This window comes from Mycobacterium sp. MS1601 (genome assembly GCF_001984215.1).
Classification (GTDB): domain Bacteria; phylum Actinomycetota; class Actinomycetes; order Mycobacteriales; family Mycobacteriaceae; genus Mycobacterium.
In genome coordinates this window covers 5,066,782-5,084,672 of sequence record NZ_CP019420.1, presented here as the reverse complement: position 1 = coordinate 5,084,672, position 17,891 = coordinate 5,066,782, and the positions used below count along the sequence as shown (strand labels likewise).

Sequence of the window (17,891 nt, the reverse complement as noted above, 5' to 3'; positions counted from 1 at the left end):
AGGGCACTGCCTGGACAAACCCACCCTCCCATCACTAGGTGGCACCGCTAATCTGCTGACGTGCACACCCCCGCGAGCCCGTCGCAAGCACCGGCATTCCTGCCACCGTTTCCCCGCCGCGTCCGCAAAGTCGGAGCCCCGATTGCCCTGATCATCGGGCTGGGCACGATTGCAGGGCTGCTGGTGATCCTGCTCACCGCGGTCAACCCGGTCGGCACCGCAATCGGTTTCGTGTTGTCCACCCTGGCCATGCTGGTAGTGGTGCTGGCGTACCTGTGGCTGGACCGTTTCGAGCCTGAGCCTCCGCGGCTGCTGGTGCTCGCGTTCATCTGGGGCGCCTCCGTCGCCATCGTGGTGTCGGTGATCTTTGAGATGGTGTTCGGAGCGGTGGTCAGCGGGGGCGCCGAGAGCGACTGGCGCACCACCGCAATCGCCGCCCCGATCATCGAAGAGGCAGCCAAGGGCGCGTTCCTGCTGTTGATGATGACCGGCCGTCGCCGCCACGAACTCAATTCCCTGGTCGATTGCCTGGTGTACGCCGGCCTGGTGGCCGCGGGGTTCGCCTGGCTCGAGGACATCTTCTACATCGCAGGCGGCGAATCACTGGGTGATGCCCTGGTGACCGCGGCGCTGCGATTGGTGATGGCCCCGTTCGCACATCCGCTGTTCACCACTGCGATCGGTATCGGGGTGTACTTCGCTCTCAAACAGCGCAACGTCCTGGCCAAGGCCGGATATCTGCTGCTGGGGTACGCGGGCGCGGTGATCATGCACGCGCTGTGGAACGGCTCGGCGGTGCTGGGCTTCGGCACCTATCTGCTGGTCTACGTGCTGTGGATGGTGCCGATCTTCGCGCTGGCCATCTGGCTGAGCATCGCCGCGCGCCGACGGGAACAGAAGGTGGTCGCCGAGAAGCTGCCCGGCATGGTGACAGCGGGGCTGATCACAGCCAACGAGGCGAGCTGGCTGGGCTCCATCAAGTCACGGAAGGTGGCCGTCGCGGCCGTGACCCGTTCCCATGGCAAGGCCGCGGGCAAGACGGTGCGTGATTTCGCGGCCCAGGTGGTGGAACTGGCGTTTGTCAAAGACCGCATCGACCGCGGGTCCGCCGACGACCGGGTGATGGCCCTGTTCGGCGAAGAGACCCACTGGCTGCGGACCGTCCGATCCAATACGCCCGCGCTGCAGTCGCTGGCCGCCTTCCAGGTACCGCCGACGCGCTGAGCCCCGCTCAATCCGTCTTGCGAACCGAGGTGGTCTCGAGATCGGCCCGCGCCCCGCGCGAGTCCAGCGGTCGCAGCTCGGGGAGCCGAACTCCGTTCTGGTCGACGAGCACCGAGTACGTTTCGCCCGGGACCAGGGTGTTGCGTTCGCCCCATTGACGCAGTGCCACCACCACCGTGAACAGATCGCGTCCAGCCGCGGTGAGTGTGTAGATCTGCCGTTTGCCCGACGGCCCCACCTCCCGTTCGAAGACTCCACGTTCGACCAGTCGTCGTAACCGGTCGGCGAGGATGTTGCGCGCGATGCCGGTGCGCTGTTGGAAGTCGGTGAAAGCACGCGCACCGTCCATGGCGTCGCGAACCAGAAGCAGGCTCCAACGGTCCCCCACCAGGTCGAGAGTGCGCGCCACCGGGCACGTGGGGTCGGTCCACACCGGCTGGTCGACAGCCTCAGCGTCGATCATCACACCTCCTCATCGGTTGCCGATTGCAACCATTCTGCCGTAGCGTCTGAATGGTTTCAAAATGCAACTTATCGAAAGGGTTTGGATGGGCCCCGACCGCCGGTTCAGGATTCTGTTGGCCTCCGTCTGCGCCGTCGCTGTCGCGACCGTTTATGCCGCTCAACCCATCCTCCCCGAGATCGGCGCCGAGCTCGGGCTGCCGCAGGACCGGCTGGGGATGGTGGTTGCAGCCGGCCAGCTCGGCTATCTCATAGGCCTTGCCGCACTGGTTCCACTCGGCGATCTGTTCGACCGACGCCGACTCATCGCCGCACACCTGGCGCTCGCCGCGACTGCTGTGTCGCTGGCCGCGACCGCCGGGACAGCCTGGCTGCTCGTGACCGCACTGGCTGCTGCCGGCGTGTTCTCCGCCGTCGTCCAGACGACGGTGGCCTACGCCGCCGCGCTGGCCAGCCCGTCCGAACGTGGCCGCACCATCGGCGTGGTGACCGCGGGCGTGGTGATCGGCATCCTCGGCGGGCGGGTAGCCGCCGGTGCGCTGACTTCCACCGTGGGATGGCGCGGCGTCTACGCCGCCCTCGCCGCGGGGATGATCACCCTGACGTTTGTGGTCCTGAGACTCCTGCCGCCCGACCCTCGACCCGTACGCAGCACCTACTGCCAGACGCTCGCCTCACTGGGCCGGTTGTTCGGCGACCGTGTGTTCCTCATCCGCGGCGCGATCGGATTCCTTCTGTTCGCCTCGTTCAGCACGCTGTGGAGCGGCCTGGCGCTGCCCCTGACCTCGGCCCCGTGGCAGTTGAGCGCGGCACAGATCGGCCTCTTCGGTCTCATCGGCCTGGCCGGAGCGGTGGGTGCTGCCCGCGCGGGCCGCTGGGCAGACACCGGATTGGTTCGACTGGTCACCGGTGGTGCACTGACGTTGCTGGTGTTGTCCTGGGGCGCCATTGGGCAGGCACCGACATCGCTGTGGCTGCTTGTTGTCGGCGTGGTGCTGCTCGACTTCGCCGTGCAGGCGGTACATGTCAGCAACCAACACGTGCTCACCACGGCACATCCCGAGCGCACCAGCAGCGTGATCGGTGGCTACATGATCTTCTACGCACTGGGTTCGGCAGCGGGCGCCACCGCAACCACCGCGGTGTACACCGCCCATGGGTGGGCGGGCTCGTCGCTGCTCGGGGGCGCGTTGGCCTTGGCCGCCGTCACAGTGTGGGCGGTCGACTGGCTGCGGCCCGCCACCTGCGATCAGTGAGCGGCGGCATCCCAGCTGCGGCCGTAGCCCACTGACACCTCGAGGGGAACATCCAGGGCGTAGGCGCTGCCCATCTTGTCGCGCACCAGCGCCTCCACCTGATCGCGTTCACCGTCAGCGATCTCGAGCAGCAGTTCGTCGTGCACCTGCAACAGGATGCGCGAGGCCAGCCCCGCCTCTTTGATCGCCGTATCGACGTTGATCATCGCGACCTTGATGATGTCGGCGGCGCTGCCCTGGATGGGTGCGTTGAGCGCGGCACGCTCAGCGGCCTCGCGGACATTGCGGTTGCTGCTGTCGAGCTCCGGCAGGTACCGGCGCCGCCCGAACACCGTCGAGGTGTAGCCGTCCTTACGCGCTTGATCCACCACATCACGCAGGTAGTCACGAATGCCGCCGAACCGCGAGAAGTATTGCTCCATCTGGATTTTGGCTTCTTCGGTGGAGATCTTCAGCTGAGCCGACAGGCCGTAGGCGCTCAACCCGTAGGCAAGGCCGTACGACATGGCCTTGACCCGGCGGCGCAGCTCGGGGGTGACCTCGTCGATAGGAACGTCGAAGGCGCGCGAGGCGACAAACGAGTGCAGATCCTCACCGGTGTTGAACGCCTCGATCAGCCCGGTGTCCTTGGACAGGTGCGCCATGATGCGCATCTCGATCTGGCTGTAGTCAGCCGTCATCAGCTCGGCATAACCCGGCCCCACCACGAACGCGTCGCGGATGCGTCGACCCGCGTCGGTGCGGATGGGGATGTTCTGCAGGTTCGGTTCGGTGGACGAGAGCCGGCCGGTGGCTGCGATGGTCTGGTTGAACGTGGTGTGGATGCGACCATCGGAGGCCACGGCATTGAGCAGGCCGTCGACGGTGACCTTCAACCGGGTGACGTCGCGATGGGTCAGCAGATGTTGCAGGAACGGGTGCCCGGTCTTGTCGAACAGGCCCTGCAGCGCGTCGGCGTCGGTGGTGTACCCGGTTTTGGTGCGCTTGGTCTTCGGCATCTCGAGCTCGTCGAACAGCACCGTCTGCAGCTGTTTGGGCGAGCCGAGATTGATCTGCTTGCCGATCACCGCATACGCCGCCTCGGCGGCGTCCCGGATCTGGTCGGCGAACTCACTCTGCAGCTCGGCCAACAGCTTCAGATCGACGGCGATGCCGTTGGTCTCCAGCTCGGCCAGCACGCGCTGCACCGGCAACTCCATGTCGCTCAGCAGAGCTGAAGAGTCGATGCGGGCCAGTTCCTCATCCAGGGCGTTGGCCAAATCCCCCACCGCGTTGGCGCGCAGGATCAACGTCTGTATCGCCTGCTCGTCCACCCCGTCGTCCTCGTCGTCGAGCAGCGAGAGTTGTTGCTGCTGCGGGGTATCCGCGCGCAATTCGCGGCGTAGGTAGCGCACCGACAGGTCGTCGAGGGCGAAGCTGCGCTGCCCGGGGCGCACCAGGTAGGCAGCCAGCGCGGTGTCGGAGGTGACGCCGGCCAGTTTCCAGCCGCGCCCCTCCAGGTCGTGCATGGCGAGCTTGGCCTCGTGCAGCGCCTTGGGCGGGCCCGGATCGGCCAGCCAGGCGGCCAGCGCCGCCTCGTCATCCTCGGTGAGCTTGGCGGTGTCGAGGTAGATGCCGTCACCGTCGGCGGCGACGATGGCCAGCGCGGTGGCGTCGGCGTCGAACGCGAGGTGGGTGCCCACCACCGCAAGGCCGAAGCGGTGACCGAGGCTGTGCTCGGCCAGCCAGGCCGCCAGGGTGCCCGGCTGCAGCAGGCCGCCTCGGACGTCGAACCCCTCCTCGACTTCCGGATCAGCCGATGCGAGGGTGTCGAACAGCCGGTCACGCAGTACCCGGAATTCGAGGTCGTCGAACAGCCGGTGGATCTGGTCACGATTCCACGGCTGCATCTTCAGCATGTCGGGCGTCTGCGCCAGGGGCACGTCTTTGATGAGGTCGGTGAGCTCACGGTTGAGGATCACGCTGGACAGGTGCGCCCGCAGGGCGTCGCCCACTTTGCCTTTGACCTTGTCCACATTGTCGACGAGGTCCTGCAGCGAGCCGTACTCGGCGATCCATTTGGTGGCTGTCTTCTCCCCCACGCCGGGGATGCCGGGCAGGTTGTCACTCGGGTCGCCCCGCAGCGCCGCGAAGTCCGGATACTGCTTGGGGGTCAGGCCGTACTTCTCCTGGACCGCCTCGGGCGTGAACCGGGTGAGCTCGCTGACGCCCTTACGCGGATACAGCACGGTGACGTCATCGCTGACCAGCTGCAGCGAGTCACGGTCACCGGTGACCACGAGCACCCGGTAACCCTGAGCCTCGGCCTGTGTGGCCAAGGTGGCAATCAGGTCATCGGCCTCGAATCCCACTTCGGCGAGCACCGTGATACCGAGAGCCGCCAGTACCTCTTTGGTGATGTCGATCTGACCGCGGAACTCGTCCGGCGTGGCCGAGCGGCCCGCCTTGTACTCGGGATACTTCTCGAGACGAAAGGTTTGCCGCGAGACGTCGAAAGCCGCCGCGATGTGGGTGGGACCCTCGTCACGCAGGAGGTTGATCAGCATTGCCGTGAAGCCGTAGACGGCATTGGTGGTCAGACCGCCCTGGGTCTTGAAGTTCTCCGCGGGCAGCGCGTAGAACGCCCGAAACGCCAGGGAGTTGCCGTCCAGCAGCATCAACGTGGGCTTCTGGTCTCCGGGCGCATGGTCGGGCGCCTTGGCGGATGCTGTCTTGGCTGGACTCACCGGACTAACTCTAGGCATCCCGTCCGACAACCGAACGACGTCCCACCGGCCCAAAACTGCAACACGTTTCAGTTTTGGGCCTGATGTAAGTAAGCTCCCCTCTGTGTCAGCTTCTGTGCAACCCGCGATCGACGGGTGGTTCGCCACCGACGGGTCCGGGCTCCCGTACCTGATCGGCGGCAAGTGTCACCAGTGCGGGACCTACGTGTTCCCGCCTCGGGCCAACAACTGCCCCAACCCCGCCTGCGACGGCGACGATCTCGCACAGGTGCCGCTGTCCCGGCGCGGGAAGGTGTGGAGCTATACCGAGAACCGTTACGCGCCCCCACCGCCGTACCCGTCACCGGATCCGTTCGAGCCGTTCGCGGTGGCCGCGGTGGAACTCGCCGACGAAGGACTGATCGTGCTCGGCAAGGTCGTCGACGGCACGCTGGCCGCGGATCTCGCGATCGGCGTCGAGATGGAACTGACGCTGGAGACCCTCTACACCGACGACGACGGCATCGAACGCGTCACCTACGCCTGGAGGCTGCCATGAGCCCGGATCCGGTGTACATCCTGGGTGCGGGCATGCACCCGTGGGGCAAATGGGGCCGTGATTTCACCGAATACGGTGTGGTGGCAGCACGTTCGGCGTTGGCCGAAGCCGGTCTCGACTGGCGACAGGTCCAGCTGGTGGCCGGAGCGGACACCATCCGCAACGGCTACCCCGGCTTCGTCGCGGGCGCGACGTTCGCGCAGAAGCTGGGCTGGAACGGCGTGCCGGTGTCGTCGAGCTACGCCGCGTGCGCCAGCGGATCTCAGGCACTGCAGAGCGCCCGCGCCCAGATCCTGGCCGGGTTCTGCGATGTGGCACTGGTGATCGGGGCCGACACCACGCCGAAGGGCTTCTTCGCCCCGGTGGGCGGAGAACGCCGCAACGATCCGGACTGGCAGCGGTTCCACCTCATCGGCGCCACCAATCCGGTGTACTTCGCGCTGCTGGCCCGACGCCGGATGGATCTCTACGGCGCCACCTTGGAGGATTTCGCCGCGGTCAAGGTGAAAAACGCCCGCCACGGCCTGGACAACCCGAATGCCCGATTCCGCAAGGAGACCTCGATCGAGGACGTGCTGGCCAGCCCGATGGTGGCCGATCCCCTTCGGCTGCTGGACATCTGCGCGACGTCCGATGGCGCGGCCGCGCTGATCGTGGCCAGCAAGTCCTTCGCCGAAAAGCACCTCGGCTCGGTCAACGGTGTGCCGTCGGTGCGCGCGGTCAGTACCGTCACGCCGCAGTACCCGCAGCATCTTCCCGAATTGCCGGATATCGCCACCGATTCCACGGCCGTGGTGCCGGGCCCCGACCGGGTGTTCAAAGATCAGATCCTGGACGCGGCCTATGCCGAGGCCGGTATCGGCCCCGAGGATGTCAGCCTCGCCGAGGTCTACGACCTGTCGACAGCACTGGAGCTGGACTGGTACGAACACCTGGGGCTGTGCGCCAAAGGTGAGGCCGAGCAGCTGTTGCGCAGCGGCGCCACCAGTATCGGCGGCCGGGTGCCGGTGAACCCGTCCGGCGGCCTGGCCTGTTTCGGTGAGGCCATTCCGGCACAGGCCATCGCGCAGGTCTGCGAATTGACCTGGCAGCTCAAGGGGCAAGCGACGGGCAGGCAGGTCGAAGGCGCCACCGTCGGCGTCACCGCCAACCAGGGTTTGTTCGGTCACGGATCGTCGGTGATCGTGGCGCGTTAGGCGCGTTGACAGCACACCAGGCGCAAGCCGTACCCGACGTACCGGCGCGCCACCTCCTCGGCCGACGCGGATCCACCGGGTGAAAACCACTGTGCCAGACCGGTACACATGGTTACGACCGCGCGGGCAGCTTCGCGGGGTTCGTCGACGACGAAGGCGCCTTCCCGACGGCCGCGCTCCACCTCGGTGGTGACCATCTCCTGGACCTTGTTGCGCATGAGCATGATTCGTGAGTAATCAGGTTCTTCCAGACTGCGCATCTCCACGACGCCGATGAAACCGAGGTCACGGCGATGTGTGTGGAACAGCGCGAGGTTCTCCACCAGAAGGCTGAACCTGTCGACCGCCGACTCGGACTCGGCGAGCACCAGCTCGCAGCGTCGGGTGAGGTCGGCCATGGTGAAATGGAGGATACTGAACAGCATTTCCTGCTTGCTGGCGTGGTGGTGGTAGATGCCGGGCACCGACAGACCGGCCCGTCGCGCGATGTCGCGCATGGTCGAGCCGTGGTAACCGACGTCCAGGAACGCCTCGAGCGCGGCCCCCAGAGGACCGTCGAACGCCAACCGGTCGTAGCGCCGCCAGTCCCGCAGTGCCGCGTCATCGGTCGTCGATTGTTCGGCCGGGCAGCCGGTCTGCGGCAGAGGCGTCAGTAAGTCGTCGGCCGACACCTCCAGGACGCGGGCCAGTTCGGTCAGCCGAAGCGGGCTGATCCCGGTGCGCCCGTTCTCGACAGCACTCATGGTGGCCGGGCTGACACCGAGACGAAAAGCCATCTCACGCAACGTGATTCCGCGCAATCCCCGGGTATGCCGGACGCGCGCGCCCAGGGCGATGGCCGCACTGTCCACGACGCCACGAACGGAGCTCGACACGTTTGCCTCCCCCGGCTCAGCTGCGATGAACACCCGAGCGCTCCCGCGCCCGAGTGAGACGTTGATCCGCAGTCCCAAACTATCGCACTCGGACGCTCACGTTCACAGATCCGGCCGCTACGTACGGGATCTCGACGCTGAGGCTACTGCTGGACCTCGTAGATCCAGATCAGGGTGCTGGTGAGCTCACCGGCATCGGTCCACTGGTATCGGCGTTGCAGGCCCTGCCCGTCGTAGTTGCGGACGAACTCGAGCAGAGCCGGCCGTGTGATGGCGCCGGAATCGATTCCCTGCAGCAGCACGGTCCCCAGGTCGTAGCCGCCCGCGCTGAACGGCCCCGGCTCTCGACCGAAGCGTGCGGTGTACTCCTGGACGAACTTCTCCGGCGCCGGGGCGCACGAGCACGAGATCACCGAATCCGCTGACGCATCACCGGCTTCACTGACGAATTGGGCGTCGTTGACGCCGTCGCCGCCGACGAACGTGGCCGTCACGCCGGCGTCGCGCAATTGCCGCACCAGGGTGGCCGCCTGGGCGAAATACCCGCCGAAGAACACCGAATCCGGCGCCTGGCCACCGATAGTGATCACTGCGTCGGCGATGGCCTGCTCGTCAGCGCCGAGTGACACGTTGCACCGCCCGTCGGCGACGGCGCCCAGGGTCTCGCGCACAGCCGACGCCAGACCGATGCCGTACTCGGACCCGTCGTCGACGACACAGACGCGACCACTTCCCAACTGCCGCTTGAGGTAATTGGCGACGGCAGTGCCCTGCACGCCGTCATTGCCCAGGCCCCGGAAGAAGGTGCGCCAACCGTTGTCAGCCAACGCCACCGACGTGGCCGACGCCGTCACCGCCACCATGCCGGCGTTGTCGAAGATGGCGCCGGTGGCCTGAGCGGACTGAGAGAACTCGGGACCGATCATGCCGATGGTGAAGGCGTCGTTGACGATCTGACGGCCGACTTCCTCGGCGCGCCCCGGATCACCCTGCGTGTCGAAGGTCTTGAGCTGGACCTGGCAGCCGGGGTTGGCGTCGTTGTGTTTGTCGACCGCGAGCTGGATGCCGTTCTCGATGTCGATGCCCGGCCCGGATTCCACGCCCTCCAACGCCCCCGCCACGGCAATGGACAGCGGCGGGCAGATCGCGTCGCCACTGCCCGCCGGATCGACAGCTGCGGGCGGATCGGCGGAGCTTGCGACGGTGTCGCCGTTCTGATTGATCTGTGCCACTCCGACGATGCGCAGCCCGGATCCCTGTCCCTGGCCGAAACATCCCGTCACTACGAACATGATTGCCACCGTCAGCGCACATCCCAACGCCGTACTGACGCTGCGACCGCGCAATGTGCAACCTCCGGAGTCGATCACTCACTTAGACGGTAAACATAGTCAACGATCACGCGTCATGCGGGGAGTAGACGTCCGGCGGCGCGCGCCGTTCAGAAATCGAAGCCGCCGTGCTGGGTGGTCTCGCGATGGGTATCGGGCGTCAGGTCAGCGATTCCGGCGATCGCCAACACCGCCAACACCAGGGCGATAACGATCAAAAGTGTCATGGCTCAAGGCTGCATCCTGCAACAATGCGACAGGAGTGGCAGAAGTGTCAGGCAGCGACAAAATCATGCCAAAGTCAGTCAGGGCATCCGAAACACAACAGATACATGCCTGTCATTGCTCCACGCCACTTGTTGCTGCCGAAACTTATACAGTGCCGACCATCGCTTCTTACCCTCGAAAGACCAACCGCAACGGAGGTCCAGTAGTGCGCTCAGGCTCGTCGAGGAGAACGCAGCGCGCAAGGTCGGTCGAAGGGTGAGGCACATGTTCTTTGTGCGAACCGTTCTGCTGACGATGCTCGCCGCATGGGCCGCGCTGCTGTGTGCAGGCCAGGCGGGCGCCGAACCCGCGCCCGACACCGAAACCGAAACGGCCACCGTCGCCGGTCGGCTGGTGAACTCGGGTGAACCCGTCGCGGGCGCCACGGTACGTGCGCTCGACGCGGCGGGAACCGACACCGGCTCCGGCGAATCCGGCACCGACGGCCGGTGGACCTTCGAGCTCCCGGTCGGCAGCTACACCTTCGAGGTGGTTGCGGACACGCTGCCCGAAGGCGTCAGCGTCCAGGGCACCGTCAACCGAGAGATCACCGCGGGACGCACCAACACCGTGGTCTTCACTTTCGGTGAGGTGCGCACCTCCATCGAGACGCCGCTCTACGAACGCATCATCCGGCTGTCCATCGACGGGCTTCGGTTCGGACTGGTGATCGCCGTCGCGGCCATCGGTCTGAGCCTGATCTTCGGCACCACCGGGCTGACCAACTTCGCGCACGGAGAGATGGTCACCATCGGCGCGGTGTTCGCCTGGGTGTTCAACGTGTCGTTCGGGATGCCGCTGCTGCTGGCCTCGGTGCTGGCGATCGTGGTGGGTATCGGTGTCGGCTGGCTCAACAACGCCGGAGTCTGGAAGCCCTTGCGAAAACGCAGGGTGGGGCTCATTCCACAGCTGGTGGTCTCCATCGGCCTGGCCATCAGCCTGCGCTACCTGATCCTCGCGATGTTCTCCGATCGCTCTCAGGCCTTCGCGGACTACCCGGTGAGCGCTGAGCGGCAGTGGGGGCCGGTCGCGATCACCGATATCAACCTGATGACCATCATCATCAGCGTCGTGGTTCTGGTCGGCGTTGCCGTCATGCTGCAGAAGACCGCCATCGGCAAGGCCATGCGGGCGGTCTCGGACAACAAGGACCTGGCTGCCGCTTCCGGTATCAACGTCGAACGCGTCATCACCCTGGTGTGGTGCCTGGGCGGGGCCCTGGCGGCACTCGGCGGCGTGCTGCTGGCGATGTCGGAGCTGGGCGGCCGCGTGCAGTGGGAGATGGGCTTCAAACTGCTGCTGCTGATGTTCGCCGGTATCACCCTCGGCGGCCTGGGCACGGCCTACGGCGCGCTGCTGGGCTGCATCGTGGTGGGTCTGCTGGTGCAGCTGTCCACGCTGGTGATCAACCCTGACCTGAAGTACGTCGGAGGCCTGCTGATCTTGATCATCATCCTGATCGTCAGACCCCAGGGCATCCTGGGCTCCCGAGAAAGAATCGGGTGAGGGCTGACCCATGGACATCATGAGTGCTTTTCAAGTGGCGCTGGCTCAGCTGATCGGGCCGTCGGCCATCTTCTACGCCCTGCTGGCGATCGGGCTCAACCTGCACTTCGGCTACACCGGCCTGCTCAACTTCGGCCAGATCGGCTTCGCGCTGGTAGGCGGTTACGGCGTCGGCATCATGACCGTCACCTATCAGCAGCCGTTGTGGGTGGGTGTCCTGGTGGGCCTGGCCGGCGCCGCCCTACTGGCGGTGCTGCTCGGTATCCCGACGCTGCGACTACGAGCCGACTACCTGGCCATCGCGACCATCGCCACCGCCGAGGTCCTGCGACTGGTGTTCCGATCCACCGCCGCCGACCCGGTGACCGGATCCACCAACGGCCTGTTCGGCTACGCCGACCCGTTCACTGCCTTCAGCCCGTTCGACTCCGGCAAGCAGTACTCACTGCTGGGGTTGAAGTTCGTCGGTGACGACCTGTGGGCGATGGTGGTGGGCTGGACGCTGGTGCTGCTGCTCTGCGGCTTCGTCTACCTGCTGACCCACAGCCCGTGGGGCCGTGTGCTCAAGGCGGTGCGTGAAGACGAGGACGCCGCCCGTGCGTTGGGCAAGAACGTGTTCGTCTACAAGCTGCAGGCGCTGGTGCTGGGCGGCATGATCGGCGGCCTGGGCGGAGTGTTCAACGCCCTGCAGACCAAATCGCTGCACCCGGACTTCTTCTCCACCGCCCAGACGTTCTACGCCTTCGGCGCGCTGCTGCTGGGAGGCGCTGCCACCGTGTTCGGCCCGGTGATCGGCGCCATGCTGTTCTGGTTCTTGCTGGCGATTCCCGATGCGCTGCTGCGCCAAGCGATCTCCGGGCCCGACCCGCTGCTGCCGTTCACCGATGCCCAGGTGGGTGCCATCCGCTTCATCCTTCTGGGCATCCTGATCGCGTTGCTCATGGTGTACCGACCACAAGGGATCATGGGCAAGAAACGGGAGGTGCAACTCGATGGCTGACACCGACTCTGCCCACAAGGTGCTGTCCGCCGAGGAACGGGCCGCCATCTTCACCGGCATCGACTCCGTTCCGGGTTCAGCCAAACCCGATCCAGTGATGGTGGTGGACAACATCTCTCGGTCGTTCGGCGGACTCAAGGCCGTCGACGTCGCCCATCTGGAGATCCAGCGAGGCTGTATCACCGGGTTGATCGGCCCCAACGGAGCGGGCAAGACCACGTTCTTCAACCTGATCACGGGATTCGACCGTCCCGACACCGGGTCATGGACCATGGACGGCACGGACTTTCACACCCAGCGTCCCCACCAGGTGGCCCGCAAAGGGGTGGTGCGCACCTTCCAGCTCACCAAGGCCCTGTCCAAGATGACCGTGCTGGAGAACGTGAGATTGGGTGCCTCGCACCAGACCGGCGAACGCATGCTCAACGCCCTGCTGCCGTTCACCTGGCGCAAGCAGGAAGCGGAGATCACCGAACGCGCGCACGCCATGCTGGCGCGGTTCAAGCTGGATGCCAAGGCCGATGACATGGCGGGCTCCCTGTCCGGCGGGCAACGCAAGCTGCTGGAGATGGCCCGTGCGCTGATGTCGGATCCCAAGGTGGTCATGCTCGACGAACCGATGGCCGGCGTGAACCCCGCACTGACCCAGAGTCTGCTGGAACACGTGAAGTCGCTGCGCGACGACGGGATGACGGTGGTGTTCGTCGAACACGACATGGACGTCATCCGTGAGATCAGCGACTGGGTGGTGGTGATGGCGCAGGGCTCGGTGATCGCCGAGTCACGCCCCGATGAGCTGTCGTCCAACACCGCCGTGGTGGACGCCTACCTGGGCAGCCACCACGATCAGGCACTCGAGTTCGACGACGAGGGCAATCCCACCGGCGCCACCGCCGAACTCGCCGAGCAGATCGAGGCCGCCGAAGCCGAGACACTGGAATCCGGTGGCGACCTGTCCGAGGATCCCGGCACCATCGAAGGCAGTAAGTCATGACCGAACTCACTCCCGCCGAACGGGCCGCCACACCGGAAGAGCATCAGCGCCTCGCCGAGGGAGCATTGGTGCGCGGCGACCAACTGATCGCCGGATACATACCCGGCGTGGACATCCTGCGCGGCTGCGATTTCTACCTGCGCGACGGCGAGATCGTCGGCATCATCGGCCCCAACGGCGCCGGTAAGTCGACCCTGCTCAAAACGATGTTCGGGCTCATCCCGGTGCGGTCGGGCTCGGTGAGACTGCGCGGTGAGGACATCACGTCGGCACCGGCGCACGTACTGGTCACCAAAGGCGTGGGCTACGTCCCGCAGAACCGGAATGTGTTTCCGTCGTTGACCATCGAGGAAAACCTCGAGATGGGGATCTACCTACGCCGATCGAAGTTCGCCGAGCGGTTCGACTTCGTGAGCGAACTGTTCCCGCTGCTGTCGGAGCGACGCAAGGTCAAAGCCGGCGCATTGTCCGGCGGTGAGCGGCAGATGGTGGCCATGGGCCGGGCACTGATGATGGAGCCTTCGGTGCTGCTGCTCGACGAGCCGTCGGCGGGCCTGTCCCCGATGTTCCAGGACGAGGTGTTCATCCGCTGCAAGAAGATCAACGCGGCAGGCGTCTCGGTGATCATGGTGGAGCAGAACGCGCGCCGCTGTCTGCAGATCTGCGACCGCGGGTACGTGCTGGACCAAGGCACCAACGCCTACACCGACAGCGGCACGAACCTGATGAAGGATCCCAAGGTGATCGAGCTGTATCTCGGCACGTTGGCGGGCAGCCGCGAAACCTAGCCCGGTCGACGAGCTCGAGGCACGAGAGGGAGAGAGGGCCGGGCTACGACGAATCCTGAACCGAGACAACCAAAACGGGCCGGAGCTTGGCAGCTCCGGCCCGTTTCTCTGTGCGGTCTCAGCTCTCGACGATGATGTAATCCTCGGTGGTGAGCTTGTTGTCCGGTCCGAACAGCAGGCTGCCGTAGGAACCGACCGACGGCTCGCCGGCAGGACCGAAGGCCAGCTGGCCGGTCACACCGTCGTAGTCGATGTCGGTGCCCGCGCGGATCAGGTCGCGGCACTGCACGAAGGTGGTGCACTTGGTGCCGTCCGCGGTGATCGCGTTGATGTTCGCCGCGATGTCCACGCCGGCCGTCGACTTGGCCTGCTCGGCTGCCAGGGCGGCGATCATCACCGCGTCGTAGGACTCACCGGCGTAGTTGAAGTCGACCAGTGCGGGATTGACGGCCAGCAGACGCTGTTCGAACTCGGGGCCGACGTCGGTCAGCGGGGTGGTGCCCTTCATGCCGGCCAGCAGGCCCGGGCCCATGCCCTCACCGAGAGCGTTGCCCATGTTGCCGTCGGTGCCGTAGGTCAGCATGCCGTCTGACGGGCCGATGCCCACCTCGTGCATACGGGTGAGGATCTTGGCGGTCTCCTCGAAGCCGATGACGGCCACGGCGTCGGGGTTGAACTCCTTGACCTGATCGACCTCGGCGTTGAAGGACTGGGCGTTGGGGTCATAGATGATCTTGGTGATCTGGTCCGAGGCGATGCCTGCGGCCTCGAGATCGCTGACCGTGTTGGCGGCCAGGCCGGTGCCGTACGGGTCGTTGAGCGCCAGGATGGCGACGCGCTGGGCGCCGTCACCGGTGATCAACTGCGCCAGTGCCTGTGCCTGCAGCACGTCGGTGGGGGCGGTGCGGAAGTACATGCCCTTGTCCGGGTAGCAGACGAACTGGTCGGAGGTGTTGGCCGGCGAGATCTGGACCACGCCCGCGCTGGCGATCTTGTCGATCACCTTCAGCGACACCGCGGACGAAGCGGCACCGATGATGACGTCGACGCCCTCGGCGAGCTGACGGTCGACGGTGGCGTTGGCGGTGTCGGTGGTGGTGTCGCCCGAGTCGCCGGTCACCAGCGCGACGGGCTGGTCGAGCACACCGCCGGCCTCGTTGACCTCGTTGAGGGCGACCTGAACGCCCGCCACCTCAGGGGGTCCCAGGAAGGCCAGCGTGCCGGTCTCCGGCAGCAGGGTGCCGATCTTCAGCGGCGCGGTGTCGGGAGTGGCACCCGGAGTGGCCTGCGGCGGTTCGCAATCCGTCGAAACGACCTCGGCCTCAGCAGGTGCGCTGGTGGCCTCAGCGGATTCGGAGGCCGCGGTTTCTTCTGTCGACTCGCTGCTGGACGAACAGGCCGTCAACGCGAGGGAAGCGACTCCCAGAACCGCAAAGGCTCTGGCGAGAGTCCCAGTCATCATCGAGAAGCTCCTCTGTCGTGGACTTCGGTGTGGTTGCCGGACCCCGTGGGCAGCCGACACCAGACGGTAACCCTTTAGGCAGGTACGCGACTTCCAGAGCCGTGGTCGTGACCAATCCGTTACCAAATCCCGACGTGATTTAACCCGGCCGTAGCAGAGTCAGCTGGGGTCGGCCTCGGCTGGCGGATCCAGGGTTTCCAAGATCACCTCGGCCACCCGCTTCATGGTCGTCCTGCGGTCCATCGCGGCCCGCTGAATCCACTTGAAGGCCTCGGGTTCGGACATGTTCTGCTTGGACTGCAGCAGGCCCTTGGCACGCTCGACGAGCTTGCGGGTCTCCAGCCGGTCGGACAGGGTGGCGACCTCGCGTTCCAACTGCGACAGCTCACTGAAGCGGCTGACCGCCAGCTCGATGGCCGGAATCAGGTCGTTGATGGAGAACGGCTTGACCAGGTACGCCATGGCACCCGCGTCGCGGGCACGTTCCACCAGGTCGCGCTGGCTGAACGCGGTCAGCACCACGATCGGGGCGATGCGCTTGGAGGCAATCTCGGCCGCGGCGTCGATGCCGTCGCGCCTCGGCATCTTCACGTCCATGATCACCAGATCGGGGTTGAGCTGCTCGGCCAGCTCCACGGCCTCTTGGCCGTCGCCGGCCTCCCCCACCACTTCATAGCCTTCTTCACGCAGCATCTCGGCGAGATCGAGCCGGATGAGCGCCTCATCTTCGGCGATGAGCACTCGGTGCGGGGTGGCGACGTCGGAGTCGCCCTGTGGCGCGGTCATCCCGACATTGTGTCGTGACGGAAAGCATTGGGCGAGCCCAGGGCACCATAGGTAACCTCTGACGGTTCGCTCCGAGCCATCCTCTATGGTGGTAACCCGCAGCAGGGCGCTGCGAACGGAAGCCCTCGTATCCCAACTGGCAGAGGAAACGGATTCAAAACCCGTGCAGTGTGAGTTCGAATCTCACCGAGGGCACCACGCACTTGACATCACACGATGCAGGTCAAAGGCATTTTCAAGCGTCGCACTGGCATCAATCGCAGGTGCCGTGACTACATTTTGACTACATTCACAGGGAATACCAGACCGGCCAGGCGCAGGTCATGCGCGTCGGCTACGGCCTCGGCGTCCTTGTCGAACAGGTCTGCGTAGGTATCCAGGGTCATCGCTGCCGACTTGTGGCCCAACATCTTTTGTACTGCCTTGACATTGGCGCCGGCCGACACCGCCAGCGAGGCGGCAGTGTGGCGCAGGTCGTGCGGCGTGATCCGCGGAAAAGTGTCTGTGGCTGGCTCACGGTCCGGATGCGCCCCGCTCTCAGCGGTACGGGCGTTGTTGGCGGCAGCGGTGCAGCGGGTCACCGCCCCGTCAAACCATGTGTGAGCACCCGGCGACTTCGCGTAGCCACCGCCCGCAGCTGGAAATACGATGCCGTCGCGGTCCTTACCCCGACACGCAGCAGCGACTGGGCCGACCAAAAACTTGGGCAGTGGGACCGTGCGGCGTTCATGCGTCTTGGGTGTGCCTACCTCTATTACTCCCCCGACGTTGACCGCATTGCGCCGGATGTGGACCCGTCGCTTGAGGGTGTCGATGTCAGAGACGTGTAGGCCCGCCAGCTCTCCCCAGCGAAGGCCGCAGTACGCGAGCACCAGGACGATGACACCCTTGTCCGGACCGGCTTCGGTGGCGAGTGCCATCACCTGGTCGTCGGAAAGATAGGGATGCTCACGCTTCACTTTGCGTGGCAGCTTCACCCCACGGGCGGGGTTGGCGGTGAGCCGGCGGTCCCGCACCGCGTCATCGAGGATGCCCGCGAGGACGTTGAAAGCACGGATGACGGTCACCGGCCCGCTGGCCGGCTTGGACACGTTCCCCTCGGTGTCGGTGACCTCTCGGCTCATCTTCGACACCCACGACTGCACCGCGGAGTGCCGGATGTCTGCCAACTTCACGGCGCCCCACACGGGCTCGACGTGCACTCGCCAGGCAACCTCTTCGACTCGCCGGCTAGACGGCTTGAGATGCGTTCTGCGGCCGAGCCAACCCGGCCCGAGGTCGCCCACCGTCACCCGCGCATCGGCAGGGTCGATGTACTCGCCGCGCGCCTTGCTCACAGTGACCGTGGCGGCGTAGTTCTCAGCCTCGCGTTTGGTCTTGAACCCGCGCGCGCCGGTCAGTTTGTTCTCCGGCGTCCGATACTGCACCCGGTAGCGCAGCTCGCCCGCGCTGGTCTTGTACTTCGTGATGGACGCCATTG

The 17,891-nt window shown here is 65.7% G+C and carries 15 protein-coding genes and 1 tRNA gene; 9 read left to right on the top strand and 7 right to left on the bottom strand.

What is annotated here, in order from left to right; translation table 11 throughout:
• The first annotated feature begins 60 nt into the window (after positions 1-60).
• Positions 61-1,224 (top strand): PrsW family intramembrane metalloprotease, encoded by a 1,164-nt coding sequence (locus BVC93_RS24505; protein WP_083739716.1) that lies wholly within the window; start codon positions 61-63, stop codon positions 1,222-1,224.
• A gap of 7 nt (positions 1,225-1,231) precedes the next feature.
• Here the strand turns inward: BVC93_RS24505 and BVC93_RS24500 are convergent, their stop codons facing one another.
• Positions 1,232-1,687: a winged helix-turn-helix transcriptional regulator gene (locus BVC93_RS24500; RefSeq protein ID WP_083739715.1), complete on the bottom strand. Its 456-nt coding sequence runs from the start codon at positions 1,685-1,687 to the stop codon at positions 1,232-1,234.
• 85 nt (positions 1,688-1,772) lie between these two features.
• Between BVC93_RS24500 and BVC93_RS24495 the strand changes: the two genes are divergently transcribed.
• Positions 1,773-2,942 carry an MFS transporter gene (locus BVC93_RS24495; RefSeq protein ID WP_083739714.1) on the top strand — a complete coding sequence of 390 codons (1,170 nt, stop codon included), beginning with the start codon at positions 1,773-1,775 and terminating at the stop codon, positions 2,940-2,942.
• Here the strand turns inward: BVC93_RS24495 and polA are convergent.
• Complete coding sequence (polA, locus tag BVC93_RS24490; RefSeq protein WP_192860091.1) at positions 2,936-5,686, bottom strand: DNA polymerase I; 2,751 nt, start codon at positions 5,684-5,686, stop codon at positions 2,936-2,938. The two genes, BVC93_RS24495 and polA, sit on opposite strands and share 7 nt — an antisense overlap.
• 85 nt (positions 5,687-5,771) lie before the next feature.
• On the opposite strand from polA, the gene BVC93_RS24485 reads away from it, so the two are divergent.
• Positions 5,772-6,206, top strand: coding sequence for a Zn-ribbon domain-containing OB-fold protein (locus BVC93_RS24485; protein WP_083739712.1), 435 nt, complete (start codon positions 5,772-5,774; stop codon positions 6,204-6,206).
• Positions 6,203-7,402 (top strand): lipid-transfer protein, encoded by a 1,200-nt coding sequence (locus tag BVC93_RS24480; RefSeq protein ID WP_083739711.1) that lies wholly within the window; start codon positions 6,203-6,205, stop codon positions 7,400-7,402. Before BVC93_RS24485 ends, BVC93_RS24480 begins: the two co-directional genes overlap by 4 nt.
• On the opposite strand, the gene BVC93_RS24475 is transcribed toward BVC93_RS24480, so the two are convergent.
• Both BVC93_RS24475 and BVC93_RS24470 read right to left on the bottom strand, forming a co-directional pair.
• On the bottom strand, positions 7,399-8,277 hold the full coding sequence (locus tag BVC93_RS24475; RefSeq protein ID WP_192860090.1) for a TetR family transcriptional regulator: 879 nt from the start codon (positions 8,275-8,277) through the stop codon (positions 7,399-7,401). The genes BVC93_RS24480 and BVC93_RS24475 overlap by 4 nt on opposite strands.
• A 143-nt stretch (positions 8,278-8,420) precedes the next feature.
• Positions 8,421-9,569, bottom strand: coding sequence for a branched-chain amino acid ABC transporter substrate-binding protein (locus BVC93_RS24470; RefSeq protein WP_083741305.1), 1,149 nt, complete (start codon positions 9,567-9,569; stop codon positions 8,421-8,423).
• Between the two features lie 531 nt (positions 9,570-10,100).
• Here BVC93_RS24470 and BVC93_RS24465 point away from each other — a divergent pair.
• Genes BVC93_RS24465 through BVC93_RS24450 form a run of 4 tightly spaced genes read left to right on the top strand, consistent with a single transcriptional unit; the run spans position 10,101 to position 14,163 of the window.
• The gene (locus BVC93_RS24465; protein WP_157517061.1) at positions 10,101-11,381 is read left to right on the top strand and encodes a branched-chain amino acid ABC transporter permease; all 1,281 of its coding nucleotides are present in this window, start codon (positions 10,101-10,103) and stop codon (positions 11,379-11,381) included.
• Between the two features lie 10 nt (positions 11,382-11,391).
• On the top strand, positions 11,392-12,381 hold the full coding sequence (locus BVC93_RS24460; RefSeq protein WP_083739709.1) for a branched-chain amino acid ABC transporter permease: 990 nt from the start codon (positions 11,392-11,394) through the stop codon (positions 12,379-12,381).
• A complete protein-coding gene (locus tag BVC93_RS24455; RefSeq protein WP_083739707.1) occupies positions 12,374-13,375 on the top strand; it encodes an ABC transporter ATP-binding protein in 1,002 nt (333 codons plus the stop codon). Before BVC93_RS24460 ends, BVC93_RS24455 begins: the two co-directional genes overlap by 8 nt.
• Positions 13,372-14,163: an ABC transporter ATP-binding protein gene (locus BVC93_RS24450; RefSeq protein WP_083739706.1), complete on the top strand. Its 792-nt coding sequence runs from the start codon at positions 13,372-13,374 to the stop codon at positions 14,161-14,163. Before BVC93_RS24455 ends, BVC93_RS24450 begins: the two co-directional genes overlap by 4 nt.
• A 118-nt stretch (positions 14,164-14,281) precedes the next feature.
• Here BVC93_RS24450 and BVC93_RS24445 read toward each other — a convergent pair whose 3' ends face one another.
• Together BVC93_RS24445 and BVC93_RS24440 are read right to left on the bottom strand one after the other, a co-directional pair.
• The gene (locus tag BVC93_RS24445; protein WP_083739705.1) at positions 14,282-15,625 is read right to left on the bottom strand and encodes an ABC transporter substrate-binding protein; all 1,344 of its coding nucleotides are present in this window, start codon (positions 15,623-15,625) and stop codon (positions 14,282-14,284) included.
• Between the two features lie 159 nt (positions 15,626-15,784).
• Positions 15,785-16,411, bottom strand: a complete 627-nt coding sequence (locus tag BVC93_RS24440) for an ANTAR domain-containing response regulator (protein WP_083739704.1) — start codon at positions 16,409-16,411, stop codon at positions 15,785-15,787.
• 121 nt (positions 16,412-16,532) lie between these two features.
• On the opposite strand from BVC93_RS24440, the gene BVC93_RS24435 reads away from it, so the two are divergent.
• A tRNA-Leu gene (locus BVC93_RS24435) sits at positions 16,533-16,609 on the top strand.
• A gap of 74 nt (positions 16,610-16,683) precedes the next feature.
• On the opposite strand, the gene BVC93_RS24430 is transcribed toward BVC93_RS24435, so the two are convergent.
• Complete coding sequence (locus BVC93_RS24430) at positions 16,684-17,889, bottom strand: site-specific integrase (RefSeq protein WP_083739703.1); 1,206 nt, start codon at positions 17,887-17,889, stop codon at positions 16,684-16,686.
• Between the last annotated feature and the right edge of the window lie 2 nt (positions 17,890-17,891).

Coding starts and splice junctions, on each gene's coding strand:
- BVC93_RS24430 (WP_083739703.1), bottom strand. CDS start 17,889: ATGGCGTCCATCACGAAGTACAAGACCAGCGCGGGCGAGCTGCGCTAC.
- BVC93_RS24465 (WP_157517061.1), top strand. CDS start 10,101: ATGTTCTTTGTGCGAACCGTTCTGCTGACGATGCTCGCCGCATGGGCC.
- BVC93_RS24495 (WP_083739714.1), top strand. CDS start 1,773: ATGGGCCCCGACCGCCGGTTCAGGATTCTGTTGGCCTCCGTCTGCGCC.
- BVC93_RS24500 (WP_083739715.1), bottom strand. CDS start 1,687: ATGATCGACGCTGAGGCTGTCGACCAGCCGGTGTGGACCGACCCCACG.
- BVC93_RS24470 (WP_083741305.1), bottom strand. CDS start 9,569: ATGTTCGTAGTGACGGGATGTTTCGGCCAGGGACAGGGATCCGGGCTG.
- BVC93_RS24445 (WP_083739705.1), bottom strand. CDS start 15,625: ATGATGACTGGGACTCTCGCCAGAGCCTTTGCGGTTCTGGGAGTCGCT.
- BVC93_RS24455 (WP_083739707.1), top strand. CDS start 12,374: ATGGCTGACACCGACTCTGCCCACAAGGTGCTGTCCGCCGAGGAACGG.
- polA (WP_192860091.1), bottom strand. CDS start 5,686: ATGCCTAGAGTTAGTCCGGTGAGTCCAGCCAAGACAGCATCCGCCAAG.
- BVC93_RS24480 (WP_083739711.1), top strand. CDS start 6,203: ATGAGCCCGGATCCGGTGTACATCCTGGGTGCGGGCATGCACCCGTGG.
- BVC93_RS24450 (WP_083739706.1), top strand. CDS start 13,372: ATGACCGAACTCACTCCCGCCGAACGGGCCGCCACACCGGAAGAGCAT.
- BVC93_RS24440 (WP_083739704.1), bottom strand. CDS start 16,411: ATGACCGCGCCACAGGGCGACTCCGACGTCGCCACCCCGCACCGAGTG.
- BVC93_RS24460 (WP_083739709.1), top strand. CDS start 11,392: ATGGACATCATGAGTGCTTTTCAAGTGGCGCTGGCTCAGCTGATCGGG.